Genomic DNA, 21,868 nt, shown 5'->3' on the forward strand with positions numbered 1-21,868 from the left:
TCTAGTGGTGATGTCTGAACCGGGGGGCAGATGTTGTGGTTTTTATTGACTCTGCGTGGCATGGGGCCGACAATCGCCAGCTAAGAATAACTGAACGGGCAGCATCTTGCGTTTCGACCGGCTTCGACTGAACGGCTTCAAAAGCTTTGTGGATCCTACCGATCTGGTGATCCGCGAAGGGCTGACCGGTGTTGTCGGGCCCAATGGCTGTGGCAAGTCGAACCTGCTGGAGGCCCTGCGCTGGGTCATGGGCGAGAATCGCCCCACTGCCATGCGCGGCGAGGGCATGGAGGACGTGATCTTTGCCGGCACCTCGCGGCGATCTGCACGCGGTCATGCCGAAGTGACCCTGACCATCGACAATCACGATCGGCTGGCCCCGGCGGGTTTCAACGACGAGGACAATTTTGAAATTGCACGTCGCATTACCCGCGATGCGGGATCGGCCTACAAGATCGGCGGCAAGGATGTGCGCGCGCGCGATGTGCAGATGCTGTTTGCCGATGCGTCCACCGGCGCCCACAGCCCCGCGCTGGTCCGCCAGGGCCAGATCAGCGAACTGATCAACGCCAAGCCCAAAAGCCGCCGTCGCATTCTGGAAGAGGCTGCGGGGATTTCGGGGCTGTATCAGCGCCGGCACGAGGCCGAGTTGAAGCTGAACGGTGCGGAAAACAACCTGACGCGGGTTGATGATACGCTGGATCAGCTGTCGACACAGGCGGCCAGCCTGGCGCGTCAGGCCCGTGCGGCAGCGAAATACCGCGAAATCGGTGCCGCGTTGCGCCTGGCCGAAGGGTTGTTGCTGTATCGCCGCTGGTCCGAGGCCGAAGCTGCGCGGCTTGCAGCCGTGCAGGCCTTGGCCGAGGCGGTGCGCATTGCTAACGAAGCCGAGGCGACGTCTCGTCAGGCGACCGAGCAGCGCGAGGCCGCGGATGAGGCGCTGCCGCCGCTGCGCGAGGAAGATCAGGTTGCCGCTGCGATTTTGTCGCGACTGCTGGTGGAAAAAGAGGCGCTGGATGATGCGGAAACCCGTGCCGTGGAACAGGTGCGCGCCCTTGTCGCCCGGATATCGCAACTGGATCGCGACATCGAACGCGAAGATGCGCTGAATCGTGATGCCGGAGAGGTGGTCGAGCGGCTGGCCTGGGAAAAGACCGAGCTGGAAAAAGCCGGCGCGGGGCATGAAGAAAAGCTGCAGGGCAAGGCGCAACAGGCGCAAGAGGCAGCAGACGCCCTGACCCAGGTTGAGGCCCGGCTGGCCGAGCTGACGGATGAGGCTGCACGCCTTGCGGCGCGTCACCAATCGGCGGAAAGATTGGCGTCTGACCTGCGCACGATGCTGGCGCGGGCCGAACGCGCGGCAGGCGAGGCCGAAGAAAACGCCGCCCGCGCCGCCACTGCGGGATCTGCTGCAGATGAAGCATTGGCCACCGCCGAAGAAGCGCAAGAGGCCGCTGCTGACCGGGCCGAAGCCGCCGAAGAGGCCCTGGCCGCGGCTGAACTCGTGCGTGGGGATGCCGAATCCGCCGAGGCCGCTGCACGTTTGTCACGTTCCGAGGCCGAAGGCGAAGCCAGCGCGCTGGCGGCCGAAATGGCCGCGCTGAGACGTCTGGTTGAACGCGGGCAATCCGATGGCGCCGCGATTCTGGATCAGGTGCAGGTCGAGAAAGGCTATGAAATTGCCTTTGGTGCGGCGCTTGGCGATGATCTGCGAGCTGGGGTGGCCACGGACGGCCAGTCCGGTTGGCGTGAATTGCCGGGCTGGGATGCGCCGCAAGCCCTGCCTGATGGGGTTTTGGCGCTGGCGCGGCATGTCACGGCCCCACCTGCATTGAACAGGCGGTTGTCGCAATGCGGTCTGATTGCCGATGGTGCCGCGGCATTGGCGCTGCAATCGCGCCTGCGGCCGGGGCAACGGCTGGTGACACCTGAGGGGGATTTGTTTCGCTGGGACGGGATGTGTGTTTCGTCGGGGGAAACGTCGTCGAGCGCGGCGCTGCATCTGCAGAATGTCAACCAGCTTGCCGAAATCTCTGAACAGGCCGAAGAAGCACAGGCGCGTGCTGCGGACGCGGTGCAGCGCCATGAGGATGCACGGGCCCGGCTGGCCGAGGCTGCAGCAACCGAGAAATCATCACGCGATGCCCGCCGCGAGGCCGAGCGGCTGCTTTCGGATGCGGCACGCGCCGCGACACGGGCGGAATCGGATCTGGCCCTGGCGAATAGCCGCCACGAGGCAGCGCAGGCCGAACTGGCGCGCCACCGGGCTGACGCCTCGGACGCCTCCGCCCGGCTTGCTCAGGCTGAGCGCGCCTTGGCCGACCTGCCATCGCGTGATGCGGCGGCGGATGCGGTCGAGCATGCCCGCACCGGTGTCGAGGCCGCGCGTATCGCCACGATGACCCGGCGCGCCGCGCTGGATGAGCTGCGTCGCGACGGGAATGCCCGGCTGAAGCGGTTGCAGGAAATCGCCAAGGAAGAATCTGGATGGAAGCTGCGTTTGCAGCAGGCCGGGACGCGGGGTGCCGAACTGGTCGCCCGTCGCGATGACGGCGCTGCCGAGCTGGAGGAGGCCGAGGCCCAACCCGCCTTGCTGGCCGAGCGCCGCGAAGAACTGGCCGAGCGTGAGGCCGAGGCCACGACACGGTTGGAGCGGGCCCGGACCGCCCTGACCGCGGCGGATGAGGTCGCGCGCAGCTGTGCCCATGCCGAACGCGATGCGGAACGGGCCGCCTCTGAAGCCCGTGAAACACGTGCCGCCCGCGAAGCGCGGGCAGAAGCCGCACGTGACAGCGAAGTTGCTGCACGCGAGCGTATCCAGGAAGAAACCGAAACCACGCCGCAAGACTTGTTGCAGTCCTTGGGTGAGGTGGACACCGAAACCCCGTCCGGCACACTGGAGGACCGTATCGCGCGGTTGCGGTCCCAGCGCGATGCGCTGGGGGCGGTCAACCTTCGCGCCGATGAGGACAAACGGGAAATCGAGGACGAGCGCGACAATCTGTTGCACGAGAAAACCGATCTGGAAGAGGCAATCCGCAAGCTGCGCGCCGGGATCGGCAGTCTGAACCGCGAAGGTCGCGAGCGTCTGCTGGCGGCGTTCGATACGGTGAATGCCAATTTCGCGACGTTGTTCACCAGCCTGTTCGGGGGCGGCGAGGCACGTTTGGTTCTGGTTGAATCGGATGACCCGCTGGAAGCAGGGCTGGAAATCATGTGCCAGCCACCGGGCAAGAAACTGTCGACCCTATCGCTCTTGTCGGGCGGCGAGCAAACTCTGACCGCGCTGGCGCTGATCTTTGCGGTCTTTCTGGCCAATCCTGCGCCGATCTGTGTGCTGGACGAGGTTGACGCGCCGCTGGATGACGCCAATGTCAGCCGCTTTTGCGATCTGCTGGATGAAATGACCGGTCGCACCGATACCCGATTTCTGATTATCACCCACCATGCGGTGACCATGGCGCGCATGGATCGCCTGTTTGGCGTGACCATGGTCGAACAGGGTGTCAGCCAGCTGGTCAGTGTCGATCTGAAACGCGCCGAGGCTCTGGTCGCCTGAGGGTCGCCGCGCTAGGGTGCCACTCGAATCGCGATCCGCCGGTGGTCGACAGGACCGGCCGGCCCCAGCCTGACGAGGACATCATGAGCATCGAAGCCCGACTGACCGAAAAAGGAATCTCCCTGCCGGACGCGCCGGCCCCTGCGGCCAACTATGTGCCATATGTGCAAAGCGGCAATCTGGTCTATGTATCGGGTCAGATCAGCGCAGACGAAAACGGTCTGATTACCGGAAAGCTGGGCGAAAATGTCGATGTCGAGGCCGGCGCTGCCGCCGCCCGGCGTTGCGGGCTTGCCCTGATTGCGCAATTGCGTGCGGCCACTGGCTCATTGGACAAGGTCAAACGTGTCGTCAAGCTGACCGGCTTCGTGAACTCGACCCCTGACTTTACCGACCAGCCAAAGGTCATCAACGGCTGTTCGGACCTGATGGTCGAAGTGTTCGGTGACGCGGGCGCACATGCCCGTGCCGCAGTTTCGGCCCCCGCGCTTCCGCTGGGTGTCGCGGTCGAAATCGAAGCGATCTTCGAGGTCGAGTGATGCCGGCGCTGCCACAGGCATTTCTGAACGTTCCGATCACCCATCGCGGACTTCATGACGACAAGGTTCCGGAAAACAGTCTGGCGGCGGCAAAGGCCGCCATCGACGCGGGATACGGGATCGAAATGGATATCCAGCCTGCGGCCGATGGTACGGCGATGGTGTTTCATGATTATGATCTGACGCGTTTGGCAGGGGACAGGCGCTTTGTCGCCGACATTTCGGCCGATGAACTGGCCGGAATTTCCCTGAAAGGCAGCAACGAGACCGTGCCGACCCTTCGCCAGATGCTGGATCTGGTCGCCGGGCGGGTTCCCCTGCTGATCGAAATCAAGGATCAGGACGGACGGCTTGGCGGCAATATCGGCGATCTGCACAAGCAGGTGGCCGGACAGCTGGCTGACTATGCCGGGCCTGTCGCCGTGATGTCTTTCAATCCTCATGTCGTCGGGGCGTTTCACCGGATTTCACCGGATATTCCGGTGGGGCTGACAACCTGCGGTTATGCGCCCGAACATTGGGCGATGCTGGATCAGGACGCGCGCGAACATCTGGCTGATATTTCGGATTTTGATGATGTGGGGGCCAGTTTCATCTCGCATGATCACAACGATCTGGGCAATCCGCGCGTCGATGCGTTGAAGGCGCAGGCGGTTCCCGTTCTGTGCTGGACGATCCGATCGCCCGCGCAAGAGGCTGCCGCGCGCAAGGTTGCCGACAATATCACCTTCGAGGGCTATCAGGCCGCGATCTAGTCTTTGGCGCCGCGTGTTCGGGCAGTGTCGGGGCGTTGCCCGAACAGATCGCGGATCTTCGTGAATTCTTTGGGAATGTGATCCTGTTGATCTGGCAATTCATCGTTGCGCGACTAGTTTAGGGGCCATGAGCACGCCGCTGACCCTGACCACCCATTCCTCCATCGCCGATATTGCACCCGACATCTGGGACGGGCTGGGCGATGGCAATCCGTTTACCACGCACCGGTTCCTTCATGCGCTGGAGATGTCGGGCTCTGTCGGGGCCGGCACCGGCTGGCAACCGCTGCACCTGACGATCGAACGCAACGGCCTGATCCTGGGGGCGGCGCCGCTCTATGCGAAATCGCATAGTCAGGGCGAATATATCTTCGATCATGCATGGGCACAGGCCTATATGCGCGCCGGGGGCGATTACTATCCCAAGCTGCAATCCGCCGTTCCCTTTACCCCGGCGACAGGTGCGCGGTTGCTGTCGCCGGACCCCGAAATCAGGCGCGCCTTGCTGACCGGCATGACGCAGCTTGCGCAGCGTGGGGGGGCATCTGGCGTGCATGTAACCTTTTGCACCGAGGAAGAATCCGGGCTGGGCGAGGAGGTCGGGTTTCTGAGCCGCGTGACCCAGCAATTCCATTGGCTCAATCAGGGTTATGGCAGCTATGATGATTTCTTGACCGCGCTGTCATCGCGCAAGCGCAAGGCGCTTCGCAAGGAACGTCGGCGCGCGCAAGAATTCGGTGGCAGCATTCGCCGCTTGCAAGGGGATGCGCTGCGACGCGAGCATTGGGATGCGTTCTGGGGTTTTTATCAGGACACCGGAAGCCGCAAATGGGGACAACCCTATCTGACGCGCGACTTCTTTGAACGGGTGCACCAGACAATGCGCGATGATGTGCTGTTGGTTCTGGCGGAACGCGATGGCGTGCCGATTGCGGGTGCGCTGAACTTTGTCGGGGGTGGTGCAATCTATGGACGTTATTGGGGTTGCACCGAGGATCACGCCTTTCTGCATTTCGAGCTGTGCTATCATCAGGCCATCGATTACGCGATCGAATACGGGCTTGATCGCGTCGAGGCAGGGGCGCAAGGCGAACACAAACTGGCGCGGGGCTATCTGCCGGCACCTGTGCATTCGTTGCATTGGGTTGGCGATCCCGGATTTCTGCGCGCTTTGGCGCAGTATCTGCAGGAAGAACGTCACGCCATCGATGACGAGATCGAGGTTCTGACCGATTGGGGGCCGTTCCGCAAGAACAACGGCTGATCCGGCACATCCCGTGTGCCGGATCGTTTTCATTTATGGGCCGTTCAGACCTTTTCCAGCAGGGCTTCACCGGCGCTGACGCTGCAGGTGCCGGGTGAATCCTCGACATCGATGACTTCGACCTTGCCGTCATTCAGCAGTGCGGCGAACCGTTGGCAGCGATTGAAGAGGCCTGCGGGCGGGGCATCGAAATTCAACCCCAGCGCCTTGGTGACGCTACCATCCGCATCGGCCAGCACCTCGATCCCTGCATCGGGGGCACCGGTGGCCTTGGCCCAGGCGTCGCAGACGAATGGGTCGTTGACGGTCAGACAGACAATCCGGCCTACGCCCTTGTCGCGGAATTGCTGCGCTGTGCGGATGAAGCTGGGCATATGCGCATTGGTGCAGGTGCCTGTATAGGCGCCGGGCAGACCGAAAACGACCGTGCGGCCCTTGGCCAGCTCTGCCGTATCAACGGTTTCGGGGCCGTTCTCGCCGACGCGCAGCAAGCTGCCGGTGGGAAATGTTTCGCCAACCTGAATGGTCATCCTGATCTCCATGAATTGCAACGGATTCGCGCCGACTATAGGGTGCGGTTGGTAAACTGGCCAGAACACAGGCGGGCAAGAATCGATGCGTATCGTGATCATTGGTGCGGGGCAGGCGGCAGCTTCGATGGCGGCGCGTTTGCGCGTGCGCGGACATGACGGGCCGCTGACGGTGATCGGATCCGAACCTGTTGCGCCCTATCAGCGCCCTCCCTTGTCCAAGGCCTATCTGTTGGGGGATATGGGGTTGGACCGCCTGTTGCTGCGCAATGAGGAATGGTGGGCAGAACAGGAAATCGAACTGCGTCTGAACGAAAGCGTCAACGCCATCGACAAGGCGGCGAAACTGGTGACCACCGATCATGGCAGCCTGCCCTATGATGCCTTGGCGCTGACGACCGGGGCCAGCCCAAAGCGCCTGCCTGACGCGATGGGCGGGGCCTTGTCGGGTGTTCATGTGATCCGCAGCCTGTCCGATGTCGATGCATTGGCGCCACAGATGCAGGCCGGGCGGCGCATGGTGGTGATCGGGGGCGGTTATATCGGGCTAGAGGCCGCCGCCGTGGGCCGCAAGCTGGGTCTGCATGTCACCGTGGTCGAGGCCGCGCCGCGCATTCTGGGCAGGGTCGCGGCCCCCCAGACCGCGGACATGATGCGCGAGTTGCATGCAAGCCACGGGGTGCAGATTCTGGAAGCCTCGGGGATTGAACGGATCGTGGGCCCGGATCGCGTCGAGGCGGTTGCGCTGCAGGGCGGACGCAATCTGCCGGCCGATCTTGTCATTACGGGAATCGGCGTGCTTCCCAATGTCTCTTTGGCGAAAGAGGCCGGGCTGCACATCGACAACGGCATTGCCACCGATGATCAGGGGCGCAGTTCGGACGCGGCGATATGGGCTGCCGGGGATTGCGCAAGCTTTCCGTGGCAGGGCGAACGTATCCGGCTGGAAAGCGTGGGCGGGGCCATCGATATGGGCGAGCTGGTGGCCGACAACATGCTGGGGGCCGGGCGCATCTACGAGCCGAAGCCCTGGTTCTGGTCGGATCAGTTCGATGCCAAGTTACAAATCGCCGGGTTGGGAACGGGATATGACCATATCGTCAGCCGCAAGGGCGATGGAACGCATGGCGGCTCGGTCTGGTATTTCCGCATGGGCCGGTTGATCGCGGTAGATGCGCTGAACGATGCACGCGCCTATATGATCGGCAAACGTCTGATCGAGGCTGGAAAATCGCCCCAGCCAGATGAAATCGCCAACGCCGCGAATCTGAAGGTTCTGCTATGACCGATATTCAGTCCGGGCGGGTGGCGACCAGATGAGGATCGTTGGCGGAAATCTTCGTGGCCTGAAGCTGGCCGAACTGGGGGACGGCGATGCGCGGGCCCATTTGCGACCGACCACCGACCGGGTCCGAGAAGCGATTTTCAACCTGCTGATCAATGGCAGTTTCGGCAATCCGCTGCCTGATGCGCGGGTGCTGGATCTGTTCGCCGGAACGGGGGCGCTGGGGCTAGAGGCGCTGTCGCGCGGTGCGGCCAGGGTCAGTTTTGTCGATGATGGTCCGGCGGCGCGATCATTGATCCGCGCCAATGTCGAACGCGCCCGCGCGATGGGTGTAAGCGATATCTGGCGACGGGATGCCACACGTTTGGGGGATAATCGTGGCCCCGGCTATGATCTGGTGTTCCTGGACCCCCCCTATGGCAAAGGCCTGGGGGAACGTGCGATTGCATCTGCCATCGGCGGGGGGTGGCTTGCCCCCGATGCCGTCATCGTCTGGGAAGAATCGCGCCCGCCGCAATTGCCTGCCGGGTTAAGCCAGCTGGACCAACGGCGCTATGGCGACAGCATTGTCACCATCGCCCGCATGTCGGTGCCCGCCGCCTGAGGGCCATCAGGCTGGTTCGGCGATCACCGAGGCGGCCGCATGCAGCGCCCCCGAGCCGTGGGGAATTTCCAGCGCGATCAGGCCCGCCTGCATGGATGCCAGCGCCCCAAGGATCATGCCGGCATTGGTGTGCCCCATATGCGCGATACGCAAGGCATTGGCCGGGTCCTGTGCCCCCAGCCCAATCCCCAATGTGACCCCGCATTGTTCGGTGACCCAGCTGCGCAGCGCATCGGCATGGGGCATGCGAACCGCAGTGACCGACGCCGCGCGCGACGCCGGATCATCGATGGTCAGGCGGATGTCGGGATTGCCCGCGCCCCATGCCTCGACAGCGGCCCAGACGGCACGCGCCAGGGCGGCATGACGTGCCCAGACCGCGGGCAGACCTTCTTCGTCCAGCAGCATTGTCAACGCTTCGTTCAGGGCAAACAGATGCTGCACGGGCGCGGTGCCACCCCAGAACTGCCACAGGCTCTCGCGCCCGGCACTGGCCCGGATATGCCAATCCCAGAATGGCGATTTCCGCAGGCCGGACGGGTGGGTCGCGGCACGGTCGGAAAACCAGACGAAACTTGTGCCCGGTGGACACATCAGACCTTTCTGGCTGGCCGAGATCAAAACATCGACGCCCCAGTCATCCATCATCATCGGCGCACAGCCCAACGAGGCGATGGCATCCACGACAAGCAACGCCGGATGGTCGCCCATTGCCTGACGTATGGCATAGATATCCGCCATACTTCCTGTTGCTGTATCGGTGTGGCACAACAAGACCGCACGGATCTGTTGTTCGTTGTCATCGGCCAGCCTGCGGGTCAGCCGGTCGGGATCGACAGGATCATTGCCGAAATCCAGCTTTTCAACATAGGCGCCATGGCTTGCCACCTGTTCGGCCCATGCGCGGCCAAAAAAACCGCTGGTCAGCACGAGGATCTGATCACCCGGAGACACCAGATTGGCTGCCACGGCTTCCCATGCGGTATGGCCATTGCCGATATAGGGTGCCAGATGGGCCGTCGTGCCCGCCAGTCGCTTCAACTGGTCCATGACCCGCATGTTTAGATCGGCAAGTTCTTCGCCATAGATGTCAGGTGCCGCCCGATGGGCCGCGCGCAGCACGCGGTCGGGCACGGGTGACGGGCCGGGAATGGCGATAAGGGCGTGTCCGGCAGCAAGGCTCATGCGGTCAATCCTTCAGAATCCAGTCTAGCGGTATGCCCGCCAGCGCATGGCGTCAACGGTCCGGCGTGTCCGTGCCCGCCTTGCCCCCCCTTGCTTCGTCGCGCTATGGCTGGACCAAGCAAGATGTTGCCGCCCCAAGGAGCCCGGCCTGACCGTGACCAAATCCGTTCCCTCGACCTCGCTGTTTCGCAGGCTGTGGTCCGATTATCTGTATCCCCATCGCGCCAAGATGTTGTTTGCCTTTGTGCTCATGACGCTTGAGGGATCGACGCTTGCGCTGATCTCGTGGATGCTGAAACCCTTGTTTGACCTGGTGTTCGTGGGCAAGCAGGCCGGCGCGCTTTGGTGGGTTGGCGGGGCCATTTTCGGCATTTTCCTGTTGCGGGCGATAACGCTGGTGGCAAGCCGGGCATTGCTGACGCGCATATCGCTGACCATCTCGACGCGTATGCAGACGGATCTGTTGTCCCATATCATGACGCTCGATGGCCGGTTCTTCCGGGATAACCCGCCCGGCGCATTGATCGAACGTGTTCAGGGCGACACGATGGCGGTTCAGGGGGTCTGGGCGACATTGCTGACCAGCGCGACGCGCGATGTGATCGCGCTGATCATGCTGTTCGCGGTGACCCTGACGGTTGATCCGCTATGGACGGTGGCGGCGGTGATCGGTGCGCCGTTGCTGATCGCGCCTGCTGCCTTGGTGCAGCGGTATGTGCGCCGCAAGATGCGGCAGAATCGCGTGAATGCCAGCGAACGCGCAACGCGGCTGGACGAGGTGCTGCATGGTATCGCCTCGATTCGCCTGAACCGGGCGGAAGACAGCCAGACCGAACGCTTTTCCAGAATCGTGACGCGTATTCGCGATGCGCAGGTCAAGGTGGCGGCGATCAGTTCCCTTGTGCCGGCGCTGACGGATGTGGTCACGGGGATCGGTTTTGTCGCCGTGCTTGCCCTTGGTGGAAACGAGGTGATGCAGGGGGAACGCAGCGTCGGCGATTTCATGTCGTTCTTTACCGCGCTTGCCCTGGCGTTTCAGCCGCTGCGCCGCCTGGGCGGGCTGGCCGGGACATGGCAAACCGCCGCCGCCAGCCTTGAACGGATCTATGACGTGTTCGATACCAGCTCGACCATTCGATCGGGTGCGCGACGCCAGCCGCCCGAAACGATGTCGCTGGAACTGCGCGATGTCCATCTGTCATATGAAGGCCAGCCGGTTCTGAACGGTCTTGAATTTACCGTTGAGGCAGGACGGACCACGGCATTGGTCGGGCCGTCAGGCGCGGGGAAATCGACGGTGTTCAATCTGCTGACGCGGATGGTCGATCCCGATAGCGGTCAGGTCTTGCTGGGGGGTGTTCCGGTGGCGGATTATGACCTGGCCGTGCTGCGCGACCAGTTTTCGACTGTTGCGCAGGAATCGGCATTGTTTGACGAGACACTGCGCGACAACATCCTGATGGGGCGCCCCGATGCGGATGACCCGGCGTTGGAGCGGGCCTTGCAGACGGCTCATGTCAGCGATTTTGTCGAGGCAATGGCACAAGGGCTGGACAGCCGCGCGGGCCCGCGTGGTTCGTCGTTGTCTGGTGGGCAGCGCCAGCGTGTTGCCATCGCGCGTGCCGTGCTGCGCGATGCGCCGATCCTGCTTTTGGACGAAGCCACCAGCGCGCTGGACACTGCCAGCGAACGCCTGGTCCAGCAGGCGCTGGACGAACTGGCCCGCGACCGCACGACCTTGGTCATTGCACATCGCCTGTCCACCATTCGCAATGCCGACAAGATCGTGGTGATTCAGTCGGGGAGGGTTGTCGAACAGGGCGACCATGATCAACTGATGGAAAAAGGCGGTGCCTATGCGCGCCTGGTCGCTTTGCAATTCGGAGAAACTCCATGAGCCGCAAGATCATTCGCCTGTCGGGCGACGATCATATTTCCTTTCTGCAAGGGCTGGTCACGAATGATGTCAGCCGAACACCATGCTGGACCGCGCTGCTGACACCCCAGGGCAAGTATCTGGCCGATTTCCTGGTTGTCGCACAGGATCAGGCATTGTTACTGGATGTTCATGCCGATCTGGCCGATGATCTGATGCGGCGTTTGTCGATGTACAAGCTGCGATCCGCGGTTCAGCTGGAAATGACAGATATGACGGTGGCGCGCGGCACCGGCCCGGCACCGGAAGGCGCTGTTACCGATCCGCGCCATGATGCGCTAGGGTGGCGCCTTTATGGCGGGCAGGGGGATGATGGCAGCGATTGGGATGCGATCCGGGTGGCGCATTGCATCCCGGAATCCCTGATCGAGCTGATTCCGAATGAAACCTTCATTCTGGAAGCGGGGTTCGAACGCCTGCATGGCGTCGATTTCCGCAAGGGATGTTTCGTGGGCCAAGAGGTGACCGCGCGCATGAAACACAAGACCGAGCTGCGCAAGGGGCTCAGGACGTTGACGGTAGAGGGCAGCGCCGAGATCGGCACCCCGATCACCTTGAATGATCGCACGGTCGGTACGCTGTTTACGCAGGCTGGTGGGCAGGGGATCGCCCATCTGCGGTTTGACCGCATGGGTGATGGAATGATGGCCGAGAACGCCAGGTTGCGGCAGGAATGAGTGACGGGGCCGATATGGCCCCGGATGCGCCGCCGTTGCGCAAGATCATCCATATCGACATGGATGCGTTCTTTGCGTCGGTCGAACAGCGCGACAATCCAGAGCTGCGGGGTAAACCCGTGGCTGTCGGCGGATCGTCCCTGCGCGGGGTTGTTGCGGCCGCCAGCTATGAGGCGCGGCGATACGGCGTCCGTTCCGCCATGCCGTCGGTGCGGGCGGCGCGGCTGTGCCCGGACCTGTTCTTTGTCCGGCACCGGTTTGATGTCTATCGCGCGGTCAGTGCCCAGATCCGGGATATCTTTGCCGAATACACTCCGCTGATCGAACCGCTGTCGCTGGACGAAGCCTATCTGGATGTGACTGACCACCTGTGGGACGGGCAGACCGCAACCGGTGTCGCCCGCGAAATCCGTCAGCGCATTCGTGACATGACGCAGCTGACTGCCAGCGCGGGGGTCAGCTATAACAAGTTTCTGGCCAAGCTGGCCTCCGATCAGAACAAGCCTGACGGGTTGTGCGTCATACCACCAGATCGAGGCCCTGATTTCGTGTTGTCCCTGCCGGTCGGCAAGTTTCACGGCATCGGGCCACAGACCGCGCGCAAGATGAACGGTATGGGCATTCGCAACGGTGCCGATCTGCGCGCCCAGGGGCTGGAATTCCTGACCCGCCGCTTTGGCAAGGCAGGACGCTATTACTGGAATATCTCGCGCGGGATCGACCACCGGGCGGTCAAACCCGATCGCATCCGAAAATCGGTTGGTGCCGAGAATACATACCCCACCGATCTGACAAGGATCGAACAGGTCGACGAGGCGCTGTTGCTCTTGGCCGATAAGGTCTGGGACCATGTCGCGAAAAACGAACTGCTTGGGCGCACGGTCACGGTCAAAGTCAAATTTGCCGATTTTCAGCAGGTCACACGTGCGCGAACCCTGTCACGGCCTGTCGGTTCCATGGACGAAATGTTGACGCTGGCGCGCGATTTGGCGCGGCTGGTGTTGCCCGACCCGCGCGGTGCCCGCCTTCTGGGGATCACATTGTCGGGATTTGATCACGATGATGATGGCGGTGCCGAACAGTTGGATTTGTTCGATGGCATTTGAACGAAGAAGCGCCCCACGGCCGGGCCAGGGGCGCTTTTTTGTCGAGGCAATGACGCCCTGTGATCAGGCGCGTTCGCTGTATTCGAACAATTCGGTGTTCACGACGATATCTTCGCCCTCGCCGACGAACGGCGGGATCATGATGCGCACGCCATTGTCCAGGATGCCGGGCTTGTAGCTGTTTGCTGCTGTTTGCCCTTTGACGACCGGCTCGGTTTCGACGACTTTGCAGGTCACTTTCTGGGGCAGTGACACGGACAGGGCCTCATCGCCGTAATATTCCACGGTCGCCGTCATGCCATCCTGCAGGAAGGGGCGGCGTTCGCCCAGCAATTCGGCGTCCAGTTCGGTCTGCTCGAATGTTTCGCTGTCCATGAAGACCAGCCGGCCGTCGGTTTCATACAGGAATTGCTGGTCCTTCTGGTCAAGGCGCACGCGCTCGACCTTGTCTTCGCTGCGAAAGCGTTCATTCAGCTTGCGCCCGTCGCGCAGGTTCTTCAGCTCGACCTGTGCGAAGGCGCCGCCCTTGCCGGGCTTGACGTGATTGACCTTTACGGCGGCCCACAGGCCTCCGTCATGCTCCAGCACGTTGCCGGGGCGAATTTCATTGCCATTGATCTTGGGCATTGGGCGAACTCTTGCGATGAAGTGGGAATTCCTGCCGTCCAGACGTTGAACGGCGCTGCCGTTGCCCTATATCGGGGGCAGCGGTCAGAGGCAACCGAAACGCATTTGCCGCGTTGTCAAGGTGCGAAAGGGCGACAACATATCGCTTTTTTGACAGGATCAGGGGAATTTCACCTGATTTTTACATGCGATGCGGGATATGCATGGCAGCCATGCAGGTGAAGGAATACCGAATCGGGGTCGAACTGGTCTAAGGCAGGCGGCACCGTCGAAGAAACGGAATGAAATGATGCGGGATGGCAATGAACATTCCCGCCGGGCCTGTGCCGACTCCAGTGCCAAGATAGATGGACGAATAAAATGCGCGATTTTGTTGATGGTTCTGCTTTCAATTTTGAACAAGGCCAGCGGGCCCGCAAGCTTTTTGCTGCGGTTGTGCTTGCGGCTTTGGACGATGCTATCGCAGATGATAAAAAATACGGCAATGGTCCTGAACAAATAGCACGTTGGGCACGCTCGCGCGACGGGCGCGAAGTGCTGAGCTGTGCGGGTATCGATCCGAACGAACGTGTCGTGAAGGGTCTGATGGAATTTGTATCCAAGGGTGTTCGGACCTCGGTCGCGCTGTCGCGCGAAGAAAGCGAACGTCGCATGGCCGCCGAAGCGGAAGAGGCCGAAGCCGCCTGAACAACGGATCGATCGCGTTTACTTGAAGCCGCCTTCGGTGAAGGGCGGCTTCTTTGTATTCCCGGGGATGCGTTTCGGGGCAGGCATGCGGGTCGTGCATGCTTTTTGCCTCGGCATTGGCAAACGATGCCTGCGCGGTATAAGACAGCCAGCAGATCAACTTAGTGGACGGCGGCAATGGCCAACCAGAATGACAGCTTTATCGATGAAGTGACCGAGGATCTTCGGCGCGACCGCCTGTATGGCATGTTCCGGCGTTATGGCTGGATTGCGATCGTGGTCATATTGCTGTTGGTCGGCGGCGTCACCTTCCGCGAAATTTCCGAATCGCGCGCCAGCGCCGAGGCCGAGGCCTGGGGCGACGCGGTTCTGATGGCCGAAGGATCGGGCGATCCGGCAGCGATTTTGCAGGTGGATTCGCAGGGACATGAAGGTCGTGACGCGTTGGCGGGGTTGCTTGCCGCCGCCGGCTGGGTCGAAAGCGGCAGCCAGGATGCCGCCGCCGAGGCGCTGCAGACGGTTGCGGGTGATGCCCAATCCGAATCCGTCCTGAACGAGCTGGCTGAACTGAAGCTTGTGATGCTGAACGGCAAGGACATGGATCCGTCGCAGCGCGATGCGGTGCTGACGCGCCTGTCCCGCACGGGCGCGCCGTTCGAGTTGTTGGCACTGGAACAGAAGGCCGTTGCCCTGATCGAGGCGGGCCGTGACGAAGACGCCATCACCCTGATCCGCCAGATTCAGCGGAAAGAAGGGCTGAGCGAGGCCTTGCGCATGCGTTTGTCGGAAATGATGATCGCGTTGGGTGTCGAGCCCGAAGCGGCCCAGGGCCTTCAGGCGGGCTGATGCGAAACCCCGAGATCGAGCGCGCTGATCAACACAACAAGAGGACGACCGGCATGTTGCGAATGACCCTAGCCTTTGCCGCCGCGCTTGGCCTGACGGCCTGCGGCGACCGCGAGGTTATCCTGCCCGGTGAACGTCTGGATCCGACGGCTGTCACCTCGCCCGATGGTCCTGCGGTGGAAGGTCCGGCGGCGGTGTCGTCGACGGCCCTGTCGCTGGCGGCGCCACGGGTCAATGGCGAATGGAGCCATCGCGGAGGCAATGCAGCGCATCAACCGGGACATGTCGCCCTGGGTGCTGGAACAACGCGGGTCTGGTCCAATCCGATCGGGCAGGGCAACGACCGGCGCTTTCGGATTTCGGCGGATCCCATCGTAGCGGCCGGACGGGTCTTTACCCTGGACAGCCATGCCCGTGTGACAGCATCGGCACAATCGGGGGGCACATCATGGTCCACCGATATTACGCCGGTCCTTGAAAACCCCAAAAGCGCTTCGGGCGGCGGCCTGGCCTATGAGGGCGGGCGGATCTTTGCCTCGACCGGTTTCGGCGAGCTTGTGGCGCTGGATGCGACCAGCGGCGCGATCCTGTGGCGCCAGCGGGTGGACGCCCCTGTCGCCGGTGGTCCTGCCGTGGCCAATGGCGTGGTCTATGTGTCCGCGCGCAACAATATCGGCTGGGCGGTCCGTGCAAGCGACGGCAAGGTGCTGTGGCAAACATCGGGCACGCCTTCGACCGCCGGGGTCATGGGGGTGTCCGTACCCGCCGTTCAGGGCGATACGGTTGTGTTCCCCTTTGCTTCGGGACAGTTGCAGGGCGTGGACGCCGGCAGCGGGCTTGCAAAATGGTCGGCGCAGGTCGCGGGCAAGCGAACCGGCCGCGCCGTGGCTGTCATTCGCGACATGACGGGTGATCCGGTGATTTCCTCGGGCGTGGTTTACGGCGGCACCTCGGCGGGGCGGATCAACGCGGTCGAGCTGTCAAGCGGCACCGAGCTCTGGTCGGCGCATGACGGGGCCAACAGCCCGGTGGTCGTGGCGGGGGGGTCGGTTTTCGCCGTCAATGATCAGGCCCAGCTCATTCGCCTTGATGCGGCCACAGGTGGCGTCATCTGGCGGATCGACCTGCCCTATTACGCCGATGCCAAGACCAAGAAGCAGGATCGCATCTACGCCCATTTCGGTCCGGTTCTGGCCGGTGGGCGTTTGTTCGTCGCTTCATCTGACGGCGTGTTGCGTGTCTTCGATCCCGCGTCGGGGCGGCTGGTCGGGCAGGGCGCCATTCCGGGCGGGGCGGCGTCTGCGCCGGTCGTCGCCGGTCAAACCCTTTACGTCGTCTCCCGTGACGGCCAGTTGCACGCATTCAGATGACATTCACACTTGCCATTGTTGGCCGCCCCAATGTGGGAAAATCGACCCTGTTCAACCGTCTTGTCGGCAAAAAGCTGGCATTGGTGGACAACCAGCCCGGCGTGACGCGCGATCTGCGCGAGGGTGACGCGCGTCTGGGCGACCTGCGCTTTGTCGTGATCGACAGCGCCGGTCTGGAAATGGCCGAAGATGACAGCCTTCAGGGGCGCATGCGCCGCCTGACCGAGCGTGCTGTGGACGAAGCCGATATCTGCCTGTTCGTCATCGACGCCCGCACCGGGGTAACCGCCGCGGACGAATATTTCGCTGACATCCTGCGCCGTCGTGCGCGTCATGTCATCGTTGCGGCCAACAAATCCGAAGGTCGCGCCGGCGAGGCCGGGGCGATGGAGGCCTATAGCCTGGGGCTTGGCGATCCCCTGCGGATTTCAGCCGAGCATGGCGAAGGTTTCGACGACCTTTACGCGGCGCTCGCGCCATTGGCGGATCAGGTCGAGGATGAACGTCCCGCGCCGATCGCACCACAGGTCGATGTCGATCTGTCCGAAGCGGATGCCGAAAGCGGCGAGGGGGCCGAGGCCTGGCGCCCATCGGCGGATCGCCCGCTTCAGCTTGCCGTTATCGGCCGCCCCAATGCCGGCAAGTCGACCCTGATCAACAAGATCATCGGTGAGGACCGGTTGCTGACCGGGCCCGAGGCCGGGATCACACGCGATTCCATCAGCGTCACGACAGAGTTCATGTCGACCCCGATGCGGATCTTTGACACTGCGGGTATGCGCAAGAGGGCCAAGGTCACCGACAAGGTCGAAAAGCTGTCCGTTGCCGACGGCTTGCGCGCCGTGCGCTTTGCCGAGGTGGTGGTCGTCCTGCTGGATGTGGCCATTCCGTTCGAACAGCAGGACCTGCGCATCGCCGATTTTGCGGAAACCGAAGGTCGTGCCGTCGTTGTGGCCGCGAATAAATGGGATCTGGAAGACGACAAGCCCCACAAGCTGAATGAGCTGCGGCACAGCTTTGAAAAACTGCTGCCACAGCTGAAGGGCGCGCCACTGGTAACGGTGTCGGCCAGGACCGGCAAGGGGCTTGATCGTTTGCACAACGCCATCCTGAAGGCGCATGAGGTTTGGAACCGGCGGGTATCGACGGCGCGGCTCAATCGCTGGCTGAGCGATATGACCGAAAGCCACCCGCCGCCCGCCCCCGGGGGGCGCAGGATCCGCCTGCGCTATATGACGCAGGTCAAGACACGGCCGCCGGCCTTCATCGTCAAGGCGACCCATACCGACAAGCTGCCCGACAGCTATCAGCGCTATCTGGTCAATGGGTTGCGCCAGGATTTCGATATGCCGGGCACGCCGATCCGGTTGTTCTTTCGTGATCAGGGCGTTTCGAACCCCTATCGGGCCAAGGCAAACAAGATCAACCAGTCGGGCGCCTTGTCCAAGCACAAGAACCGGCAGCGCCCAAAGGGAAGCTGACCGCGCCGGCAGCTGGTTAGCTTGCTGCGCGGATCAGAACGGCCGTCATGGCCGTGATGCCCAGAATGGCGGCGATTGCGGTGATCGGGTCAAAGCCCATCGTGGTCGCCGCAATCGCGCAAAACCCCCAGACGACGGCAACCGACAATGCCAGCCGCCGCCCCATGTGGATCTGCGCACTCATCCCGGCGCCCGTTGCGATCAGGATGCCCAGTATATTCGCGCGCGATGCCGACATGTCCAGCGTGATCGCAACGGCATGGCACAGGATCGCACCGCATGTGACCAGCGCCCAACCTGCCGCGAAATCAAGCGCAGGTCGCGCCTGATCGCGCCCCGATTGCGTGGCGGCAAATGCCAGGGCAGCAGCAGCGGCCGCGATCGTGGCCGCCAGCCAGGGGGACGGCTGGATCAGCCAGGGCCAGATCGCGCCAAGGATCAGGGCGCTGGAAAAGGGCAGGGCGACAGGCGGGGCGGGGCGGTCCGCGATCCGCTGGGATTCCGACGGATCCTGCCATTGACCGATCAGGTCCAGCAACAACATCAACCACAGCGCCGCCAGCAGGCTCCATAGAACCAGGTTGACCGGGTGCAGGTATAGCTGCGCCAGGGAAATCGGCGCGGTGATTCGTTCTGAATCAGGCAGGGGAAACAGGCCAAAGCGCGGCGCAAGACCGGCAAGCCCCACCGGGGAAAAGCCAGTGGGGCGGGACAAAAATGCCAGATTGCTGCCGATGAATATCACCACCGAGGTGGCGTGAACCAGAAATGCGTCGCGTCTCATGCGGGGTGAACGCGTGCTGCAATCAATCGGTTGCCTGATGCAGACGGAAATCCGGCCCCGCCGACGAATAAAGCCGCATTGCCCCCGAAAGAGGCAGCGGGTCAGGCCAGCTTGCCGGCGGCAGTCAGTTGCGTAGCACCGCCAAGATAGGGATGCAGCGCGGCAGGCAGTTGCACCGATCCATCCTGTTTCTGGCCGTTTTCCAGAACCGCGATCAGCGCGCGGCCGACCGCCAGCCCCGATCCGTTCAGGCTGTGGATGAATGCGGGTTTCCCGCCGGCTTCGGGGCGATAACGGGCATTCATGCGTCGCCCCTGGAAATCACCACAATAGCTGACGCTGCTGATTTCACGGAACTTGCCTTGTCCGGGCAGCCACACTTCGATGTCATGGGTGATGCGCGCGCCAAAGCCCATATCTCCGGTGCAAAGCACCACGGTGCGATAGGGCAGCTCCAGCGCCTCGAGGACGGCTTCGGCGCAGCGGGTCATGCGGTCATGTTCCGCGACGCCGCTGTCGGCATCGGTGATCGATACCATCTCGACCTTTTCGAACTGGTGCTGACGCAGGATGCCGGTGGTGTCGCGCCCGGCGCTGCCTGCTTCTGAACGGAAGCACTGGCTATGGGCGACCATGCGGCGCGGCAGGGTCGATTGTTCGACCAGATCCCCGTGAACGGTGTTGGTCAGCGGCACTTCGGAGGTGGGGATCAGCCAGTATCCTTCGCGGGTCTGATAGCTGTCTTCGCCGAATTTGGGCAACTGCCCCGTGCCCAGCATCATATCTTCGAGAACCAGGACGGGGGCCCAGGTCTCTTCCAGGTCATGCTGCGTGATATGCAGGTCCAGCATGAACTGCGCCAGCGCACGGTGGATGCGCGCGACGCCCCCTTTCAGCATCATGAAACGGCTGCCCGACAGCTTGGCCGCGGTTTCGAAATCCATGCCAGGCTTGACGCCTGCGACTTCGAAATGTTCGACAGGTGCAAAGTCGAACTCGGGCGGGGTGCCCCAGCGGCGCAGTTCGACATTGTCATCCTCGTCCTTGCCCTCGGGGACGTTGTCCATCGGCAGGTTGGGAATGCCCAGCAACATCTGGCGCAAGCGGTCATCCAGCAACGCGGCTTCGGCCTGCATCCGTGCGACATCGGCCTTTTTTTCGGCGACCAGGCCGCGCAGCCGCTCGAATTCGGCATCGTCGCCACGGGCCTTGGCGGCGCCGACCTCTTTGCTGGCGCGGTTCTGTTCGGCCTGCGCGGTTTCTGCCTCGGCGATCTTGTTGCGCCGCTCTGCATCCAGTTCAAGCAACTGCGAAGACATCGCGTCGCCGCCGCGTTTCATCAATGCGGCATCGAATGCCTGCGGATTTTCACGGATGGCGCGAATGTCATGCATCTCTGTCACCGGTCTGAGTTCAGGTTGACCGACTGACTAGCGCAAGCTTGTCAGTGACAAAAGGGCAGGTTGGCGGTGGCGCGAAAAATTCTTGGGTGCCGGTGGATGTGCCGACAACGGCTAAGCCGCCGGCTTGATCCCGGCGCGGGTCATCATCTGGGCGATGACCGGATAGAAAAACTGATCTCCGGGATAGCCCTCGATCCGCGCAAGTTCTGCGCCGCGCCGCAGCAGGATGAAGGTGGGGGTGATGGTCGGGCGTCGCTCCAATGCGATTCCGTTCGGCCATGCCCCGTCGATATCCAGACGCAACAGCGGTGCGGCGCGCCCTTCGGCGGATGCCGGGTAGCCGGGGCCGATTTCCCGATTCCAGGCGGCACAATAGATACAGCCCTTTGCTTCGACCATCATCAGCCGGACCGGCGCTGCATCCCAGTCGATTGTCACCGGATTCGCATAGAGCGGGGCTGCGCCCAAGGCGGTCAGTCCCGCGCCGGCAAGCGTCATGGCCGTGACCCCGGCGAGAAAGGATCGTCTGTTCTGGGTATCGGGCATCGGCGTGACCTTGGGCATGGTTTCGCGGGACTAGCTATGCCTGCATCGGCTGTCGGGCAAGTTTTCACAGGGATATCACCTTTCACTTGCCTGCGGAGTTGGGTAAAAACCACGTTATCGGATCGCTTTCGCACGGCAGCCGTGGCGGGGTTGCCACGCCCCGAATGCCGATGACGCAGGAATGAATGGAGACAGAGATGCCACGCCAAGCTGTTGTTTCGGCCGTCGCTGTATTCGCCGCGCTCGCCCTGACATGGGGTGCCGCTGCCGAGATCGCATCGCAGGATGTCATCTTTGCCGATGACGGATCCATAGCACAATCGCTGTCCGGGCAGGCAGGTGACGCCGAACAGGGCGCGCGTATCTATGCCGACAAAAGCAGTGGGAATTGCGTTGCCTGTCATGCGATTGCTGACCGGACCGATGCCGAATTTCAGGGCACGATCGGCCCTGCGCTGGACGGCGCCGGCGACCGGTGGGCGGTGGCCCAGCTGCGCGGCATCGTTGCGGATGCCAAGCAGACCTTTCCCGAATCGATGATGCCCAGTCTTTACAAGACCTCGGGCTATGTGCGCCCCGGCGACGGGTTTACCGGCAAATCCGGTACCGAGCCGCTGCCGACATTGCTGTCGGCCCAGCAGATTGAAGATGTCGTCGCCTATCTGGCGACACTGAAAGAGTGAG

20 protein-coding genes are annotated in these 21,868 nt (G+C 62.6%); 14 read left to right on the forward strand and 6 right to left on the reverse strand.

Annotation, left to right across the window (positions count from 1 at the left end; translation table 11 throughout):
- Window positions 1-106: 106 nt before the first annotated feature.
- From smc to PAF17_RS04780, 4 genes are all read left to right on the forward strand, one after another.
- Window positions 107-3,559, forward strand: coding sequence for a chromosome segregation protein SMC (gene smc / locus PAF17_RS04765; protein ID WP_271887940.1), 3,453 nt, complete (start codon window positions 107-109; stop codon window positions 3,557-3,559).
- An 83-nt stretch (window positions 3,560-3,642) separates the two neighbouring features.
- Window positions 3,643-4,098, forward strand: coding sequence for a RidA family protein (locus PAF17_RS04770; protein ID WP_271887941.1), 456 nt, complete (start codon window positions 3,643-3,645; stop codon window positions 4,096-4,098).
- Window positions 4,098-4,853 carry a glycerophosphodiester phosphodiesterase family protein gene (locus PAF17_RS04775; RefSeq protein WP_271887942.1) on the forward strand — a complete coding sequence of 252 codons (756 nt, stop codon included), beginning with the start codon at window positions 4,098-4,100 and terminating at the stop codon, window positions 4,851-4,853. Before PAF17_RS04770 ends, PAF17_RS04775 begins: the two co-directional genes overlap by 1 nt.
- 127 nt (window positions 4,854-4,980) lie before the next feature.
- On the forward strand, window positions 4,981-6,117 hold the full coding sequence (locus PAF17_RS04780; RefSeq protein ID WP_271887943.1) for a GNAT family N-acetyltransferase: 1,137 nt from the start codon (window positions 4,981-4,983) through the stop codon (window positions 6,115-6,117).
- Window positions 6,118-6,161: 44 nt separating this feature from the next.
- Here the strand turns inward: PAF17_RS04780 and PAF17_RS04785 are convergent, their stop codons facing one another.
- Window positions 6,162-6,647 (reverse strand): peroxiredoxin, encoded by a 486-nt coding sequence (locus tag PAF17_RS04785; RefSeq protein ID WP_271887944.1) that lies wholly within the window; start codon window positions 6,645-6,647, stop codon window positions 6,162-6,164.
- Between the two features lie 85 nt (window positions 6,648-6,732).
- Between PAF17_RS04785 and PAF17_RS04790 the strand changes: the two genes are divergently transcribed.
- Both PAF17_RS04790 and rsmD read left to right on the forward strand, forming a co-directional pair.
- Entirely contained in the window at window positions 6,733-7,932 is a 1,200-nt protein-coding gene (locus PAF17_RS04790; protein WP_271887945.1) for an NAD(P)/FAD-dependent oxidoreductase, read from the forward strand.
- 31 nt (window positions 7,933-7,963) lie between these two features.
- Window positions 7,964-8,536, forward strand: coding sequence for a 16S rRNA (guanine(966)-N(2))-methyltransferase RsmD (gene rsmD / locus PAF17_RS04795; protein ID WP_271887946.1), 573 nt, complete (start codon window positions 7,964-7,966; stop codon window positions 8,534-8,536).
- 6 nt (window positions 8,537-8,542) lie between these two features.
- On the opposite strand, the gene PAF17_RS04800 is transcribed toward rsmD, so the two are convergent.
- Complete coding sequence (locus PAF17_RS04800) at window positions 8,543-9,721, reverse strand: pyridoxal-phosphate-dependent aminotransferase family protein (protein WP_271887947.1); 1,179 nt, start codon at window positions 9,719-9,721, stop codon at window positions 8,543-8,545.
- A 229-nt stretch (window positions 9,722-9,950) separates the two neighbouring features.
- On the opposite strand from PAF17_RS04800, the gene PAF17_RS04805 reads away from it, so the two are divergent.
- Genes PAF17_RS04805 through dinB form a run of 3 tightly spaced genes read left to right on the forward strand, consistent with a single transcriptional unit; the run spans window position 9,951 to window position 13,440 of the window.
- The gene (locus tag PAF17_RS04805; RefSeq protein WP_271888013.1) at window positions 9,951-11,618 is read left to right on the forward strand and encodes an ABC transporter ATP-binding protein; all 1,668 of its coding nucleotides are present in this window, start codon (window positions 9,951-9,953) and stop codon (window positions 11,616-11,618) included.
- Window positions 11,615-12,334 (forward strand): CAF17-like 4Fe-4S cluster assembly/insertion protein YgfZ, encoded by a 720-nt coding sequence (gene ygfZ / locus PAF17_RS04810; protein WP_271887948.1) that lies wholly within the window; start codon window positions 11,615-11,617, stop codon window positions 12,332-12,334. Before PAF17_RS04805 ends, ygfZ begins: the two co-directional genes overlap by 4 nt.
- Window positions 12,331-13,440, forward strand: coding sequence for a DNA polymerase IV (gene dinB, locus PAF17_RS04815; RefSeq protein WP_271887949.1), 1,110 nt, complete (start codon window positions 12,331-12,333; stop codon window positions 13,438-13,440). The genes ygfZ and dinB overlap by 4 nt, the downstream gene beginning before the upstream one ends.
- A 63-nt stretch (window positions 13,441-13,503) precedes the next feature.
- On the opposite strand, the gene efp is transcribed toward dinB, so the two are convergent.
- Window positions 13,504-14,067, reverse strand: a complete 564-nt coding sequence (efp, locus tag PAF17_RS04820) for an elongation factor P (RefSeq protein ID WP_271887950.1) — start codon at window positions 14,065-14,067, stop codon at window positions 13,504-13,506.
- Window positions 14,068-14,427: 360 nt separating this feature from the next.
- On the opposite strand from efp, the gene PAF17_RS04825 reads away from it, so the two are divergent.
- The 4 genes from PAF17_RS04825 to der all read left to right on the forward strand — a co-directional run bounded on the left by PAF17_RS04825 (window position 14,428) and on the right by der (window position 18,451).
- On the forward strand, window positions 14,428-14,754 hold the full coding sequence (locus tag PAF17_RS04825; RefSeq protein ID WP_042251710.1) for a DUF6280 family protein: 327 nt from the start codon (window positions 14,428-14,430) through the stop codon (window positions 14,752-14,754).
- 177 nt (window positions 14,755-14,931) lie between these two features.
- A complete protein-coding gene (locus PAF17_RS04830) occupies window positions 14,932-15,600 on the forward strand; it encodes a tetratricopeptide repeat protein (protein ID WP_271887951.1) in 669 nt (222 codons plus the stop codon).
- A 53-nt stretch (window positions 15,601-15,653) separates the two neighbouring features.
- Entirely contained in the window at window positions 15,654-16,970 is a 1,317-nt protein-coding gene (locus tag PAF17_RS04835; protein ID WP_271887952.1) for an outer membrane protein assembly factor BamB family protein, read from the forward strand.
- Window positions 16,967-18,451 (forward strand): ribosome biogenesis GTPase Der, encoded by a 1,485-nt coding sequence (gene der / locus PAF17_RS04840; RefSeq protein ID WP_271887953.1) that lies wholly within the window; start codon window positions 16,967-16,969, stop codon window positions 18,449-18,451. Before PAF17_RS04835 ends, der begins: the two co-directional genes overlap by 4 nt.
- A 16-nt stretch (window positions 18,452-18,467) precedes the next feature.
- On the opposite strand, the gene PAF17_RS04845 is transcribed toward der, so the two are convergent.
- The 3 genes from PAF17_RS04845 to PAF17_RS04855 form a co-directional block, all read right to left on the reverse strand.
- On the reverse strand, window positions 18,468-19,235 hold the full coding sequence (locus tag PAF17_RS04845) for a hypothetical protein (RefSeq protein ID WP_271887954.1): 768 nt from the start codon (window positions 19,233-19,235) through the stop codon (window positions 18,468-18,470).
- A 101-nt stretch (window positions 19,236-19,336) separates the two neighbouring features.
- On the reverse strand, window positions 19,337-20,629 hold the full coding sequence (gene serS, locus PAF17_RS04850; RefSeq protein WP_271887955.1) for a serine--tRNA ligase: 1,293 nt from the start codon (window positions 20,627-20,629) through the stop codon (window positions 19,337-19,339).
- Between the two features lie 120 nt (window positions 20,630-20,749).
- Window positions 20,750-21,184, reverse strand: a complete 435-nt coding sequence (locus PAF17_RS04855; RefSeq protein WP_271887956.1) for a twin-arginine translocation signal domain-containing protein — start codon at window positions 21,182-21,184, stop codon at window positions 20,750-20,752.
- Window positions 21,185-21,381: 197 nt separating this feature from the next.
- Here PAF17_RS04855 and soxX point away from each other — a divergent pair, with 197 nt between their 5' ends.
- Window positions 21,382-21,867, forward strand: coding sequence for a sulfur oxidation c-type cytochrome SoxX (gene soxX / locus PAF17_RS04860; RefSeq protein WP_271887957.1), 486 nt, complete (start codon window positions 21,382-21,384; stop codon window positions 21,865-21,867).
- Window position 21,868: the final 1 nt, after the last annotated feature.

The organism is Paracoccus onchidii (assembly GCF_028294535.1).
Lineage (GTDB): Bacteria > Pseudomonadota > Alphaproteobacteria > Rhodobacterales > Rhodobacteraceae > Paracoccus > Paracoccus onchidii.

Excerpts from the sequence above, each read along its gene's own strand:
- PAF17_RS04770 (WP_271887941.1), top strand. The coding sequence starts at position 3,643 with ATGAGCATCGAAGCCCGACTGACCGAAAAAGGAATCTCCCTGCCGGAC.
- PAF17_RS04775 (WP_271887942.1), top strand. The coding sequence starts at position 4,098 with ATGCCGGCGCTGCCACAGGCATTTCTGAACGTTCCGATCACCCATCGC.
- PAF17_RS04780 (WP_271887943.1), top strand. The coding sequence starts at position 4,981 with ATGAGCACGCCGCTGACCCTGACCACCCATTCCTCCATCGCCGATATT.
- PAF17_RS04785 (WP_271887944.1), bottom strand. The coding sequence starts at position 6,647 with ATGACCATTCAGGTTGGCGAAACATTTCCCACCGGCAGCTTGCTGCGC.
- PAF17_RS04790 (WP_271887945.1), top strand. The coding sequence starts at position 6,733 with ATGCGTATCGTGATCATTGGTGCGGGGCAGGCGGCAGCTTCGATGGCG.
- rsmD (WP_271887946.1), top strand. The coding sequence starts at position 7,964 with ATGAGGATCGTTGGCGGAAATCTTCGTGGCCTGAAGCTGGCCGAACTG.
- PAF17_RS04800 (WP_271887947.1), bottom strand. The coding sequence starts at position 9,721 with ATGAGCCTTGCTGCCGGACACGCCCTTATCGCCATTCCCGGCCCGTCA.
- PAF17_RS04805 (WP_271888013.1), top strand. The coding sequence starts at position 9,951 with ATGTTGTTTGCCTTTGTGCTCATGACGCTTGAGGGATCGACGCTTGCG.
- ygfZ (WP_271887948.1), top strand. The coding sequence starts at position 11,615 with ATGAGCCGCAAGATCATTCGCCTGTCGGGCGACGATCATATTTCCTTT.
- dinB (WP_271887949.1), top strand. The coding sequence starts at position 12,331 with ATGAGTGACGGGGCCGATATGGCCCCGGATGCGCCGCCGTTGCGCAAG.
- efp (WP_271887950.1), bottom strand. The coding sequence starts at position 14,067 with ATGCCCAAGATCAATGGCAATGAAATTCGCCCCGGCAACGTGCTGGAG.
- PAF17_RS04825 (WP_042251710.1), top strand. The coding sequence starts at position 14,428 with ATGCGCGATTTTGTTGATGGTTCTGCTTTCAATTTTGAACAAGGCCAG.
- PAF17_RS04830 (WP_271887951.1), top strand. The coding sequence starts at position 14,932 with ATGGCCAACCAGAATGACAGCTTTATCGATGAAGTGACCGAGGATCTT.
- PAF17_RS04835 (WP_271887952.1), top strand. The coding sequence starts at position 15,654 with ATGTTGCGAATGACCCTAGCCTTTGCCGCCGCGCTTGGCCTGACGGCC.
- der (WP_271887953.1), top strand. The coding sequence starts at position 16,967 with ATGACATTCACACTTGCCATTGTTGGCCGCCCCAATGTGGGAAAATCG.
- PAF17_RS04845 (WP_271887954.1), bottom strand. The coding sequence starts at position 19,235 with ATGAGACGCGACGCATTTCTGGTTCACGCCACCTCGGTGGTGATATTC.
- serS (WP_271887955.1), bottom strand. The coding sequence starts at position 20,629 with ATGCATGACATTCGCGCCATCCGTGAAAATCCGCAGGCATTCGATGCC.
- PAF17_RS04855 (WP_271887956.1), bottom strand. The coding sequence starts at position 21,184 with ATGCCCGATACCCAGAACAGACGATCCTTTCTCGCCGGGGTCACGGCC.
- soxX (WP_271887957.1), top strand. The coding sequence starts at position 21,382 with ATGCCACGCCAAGCTGTTGTTTCGGCCGTCGCTGTATTCGCCGCGCTC.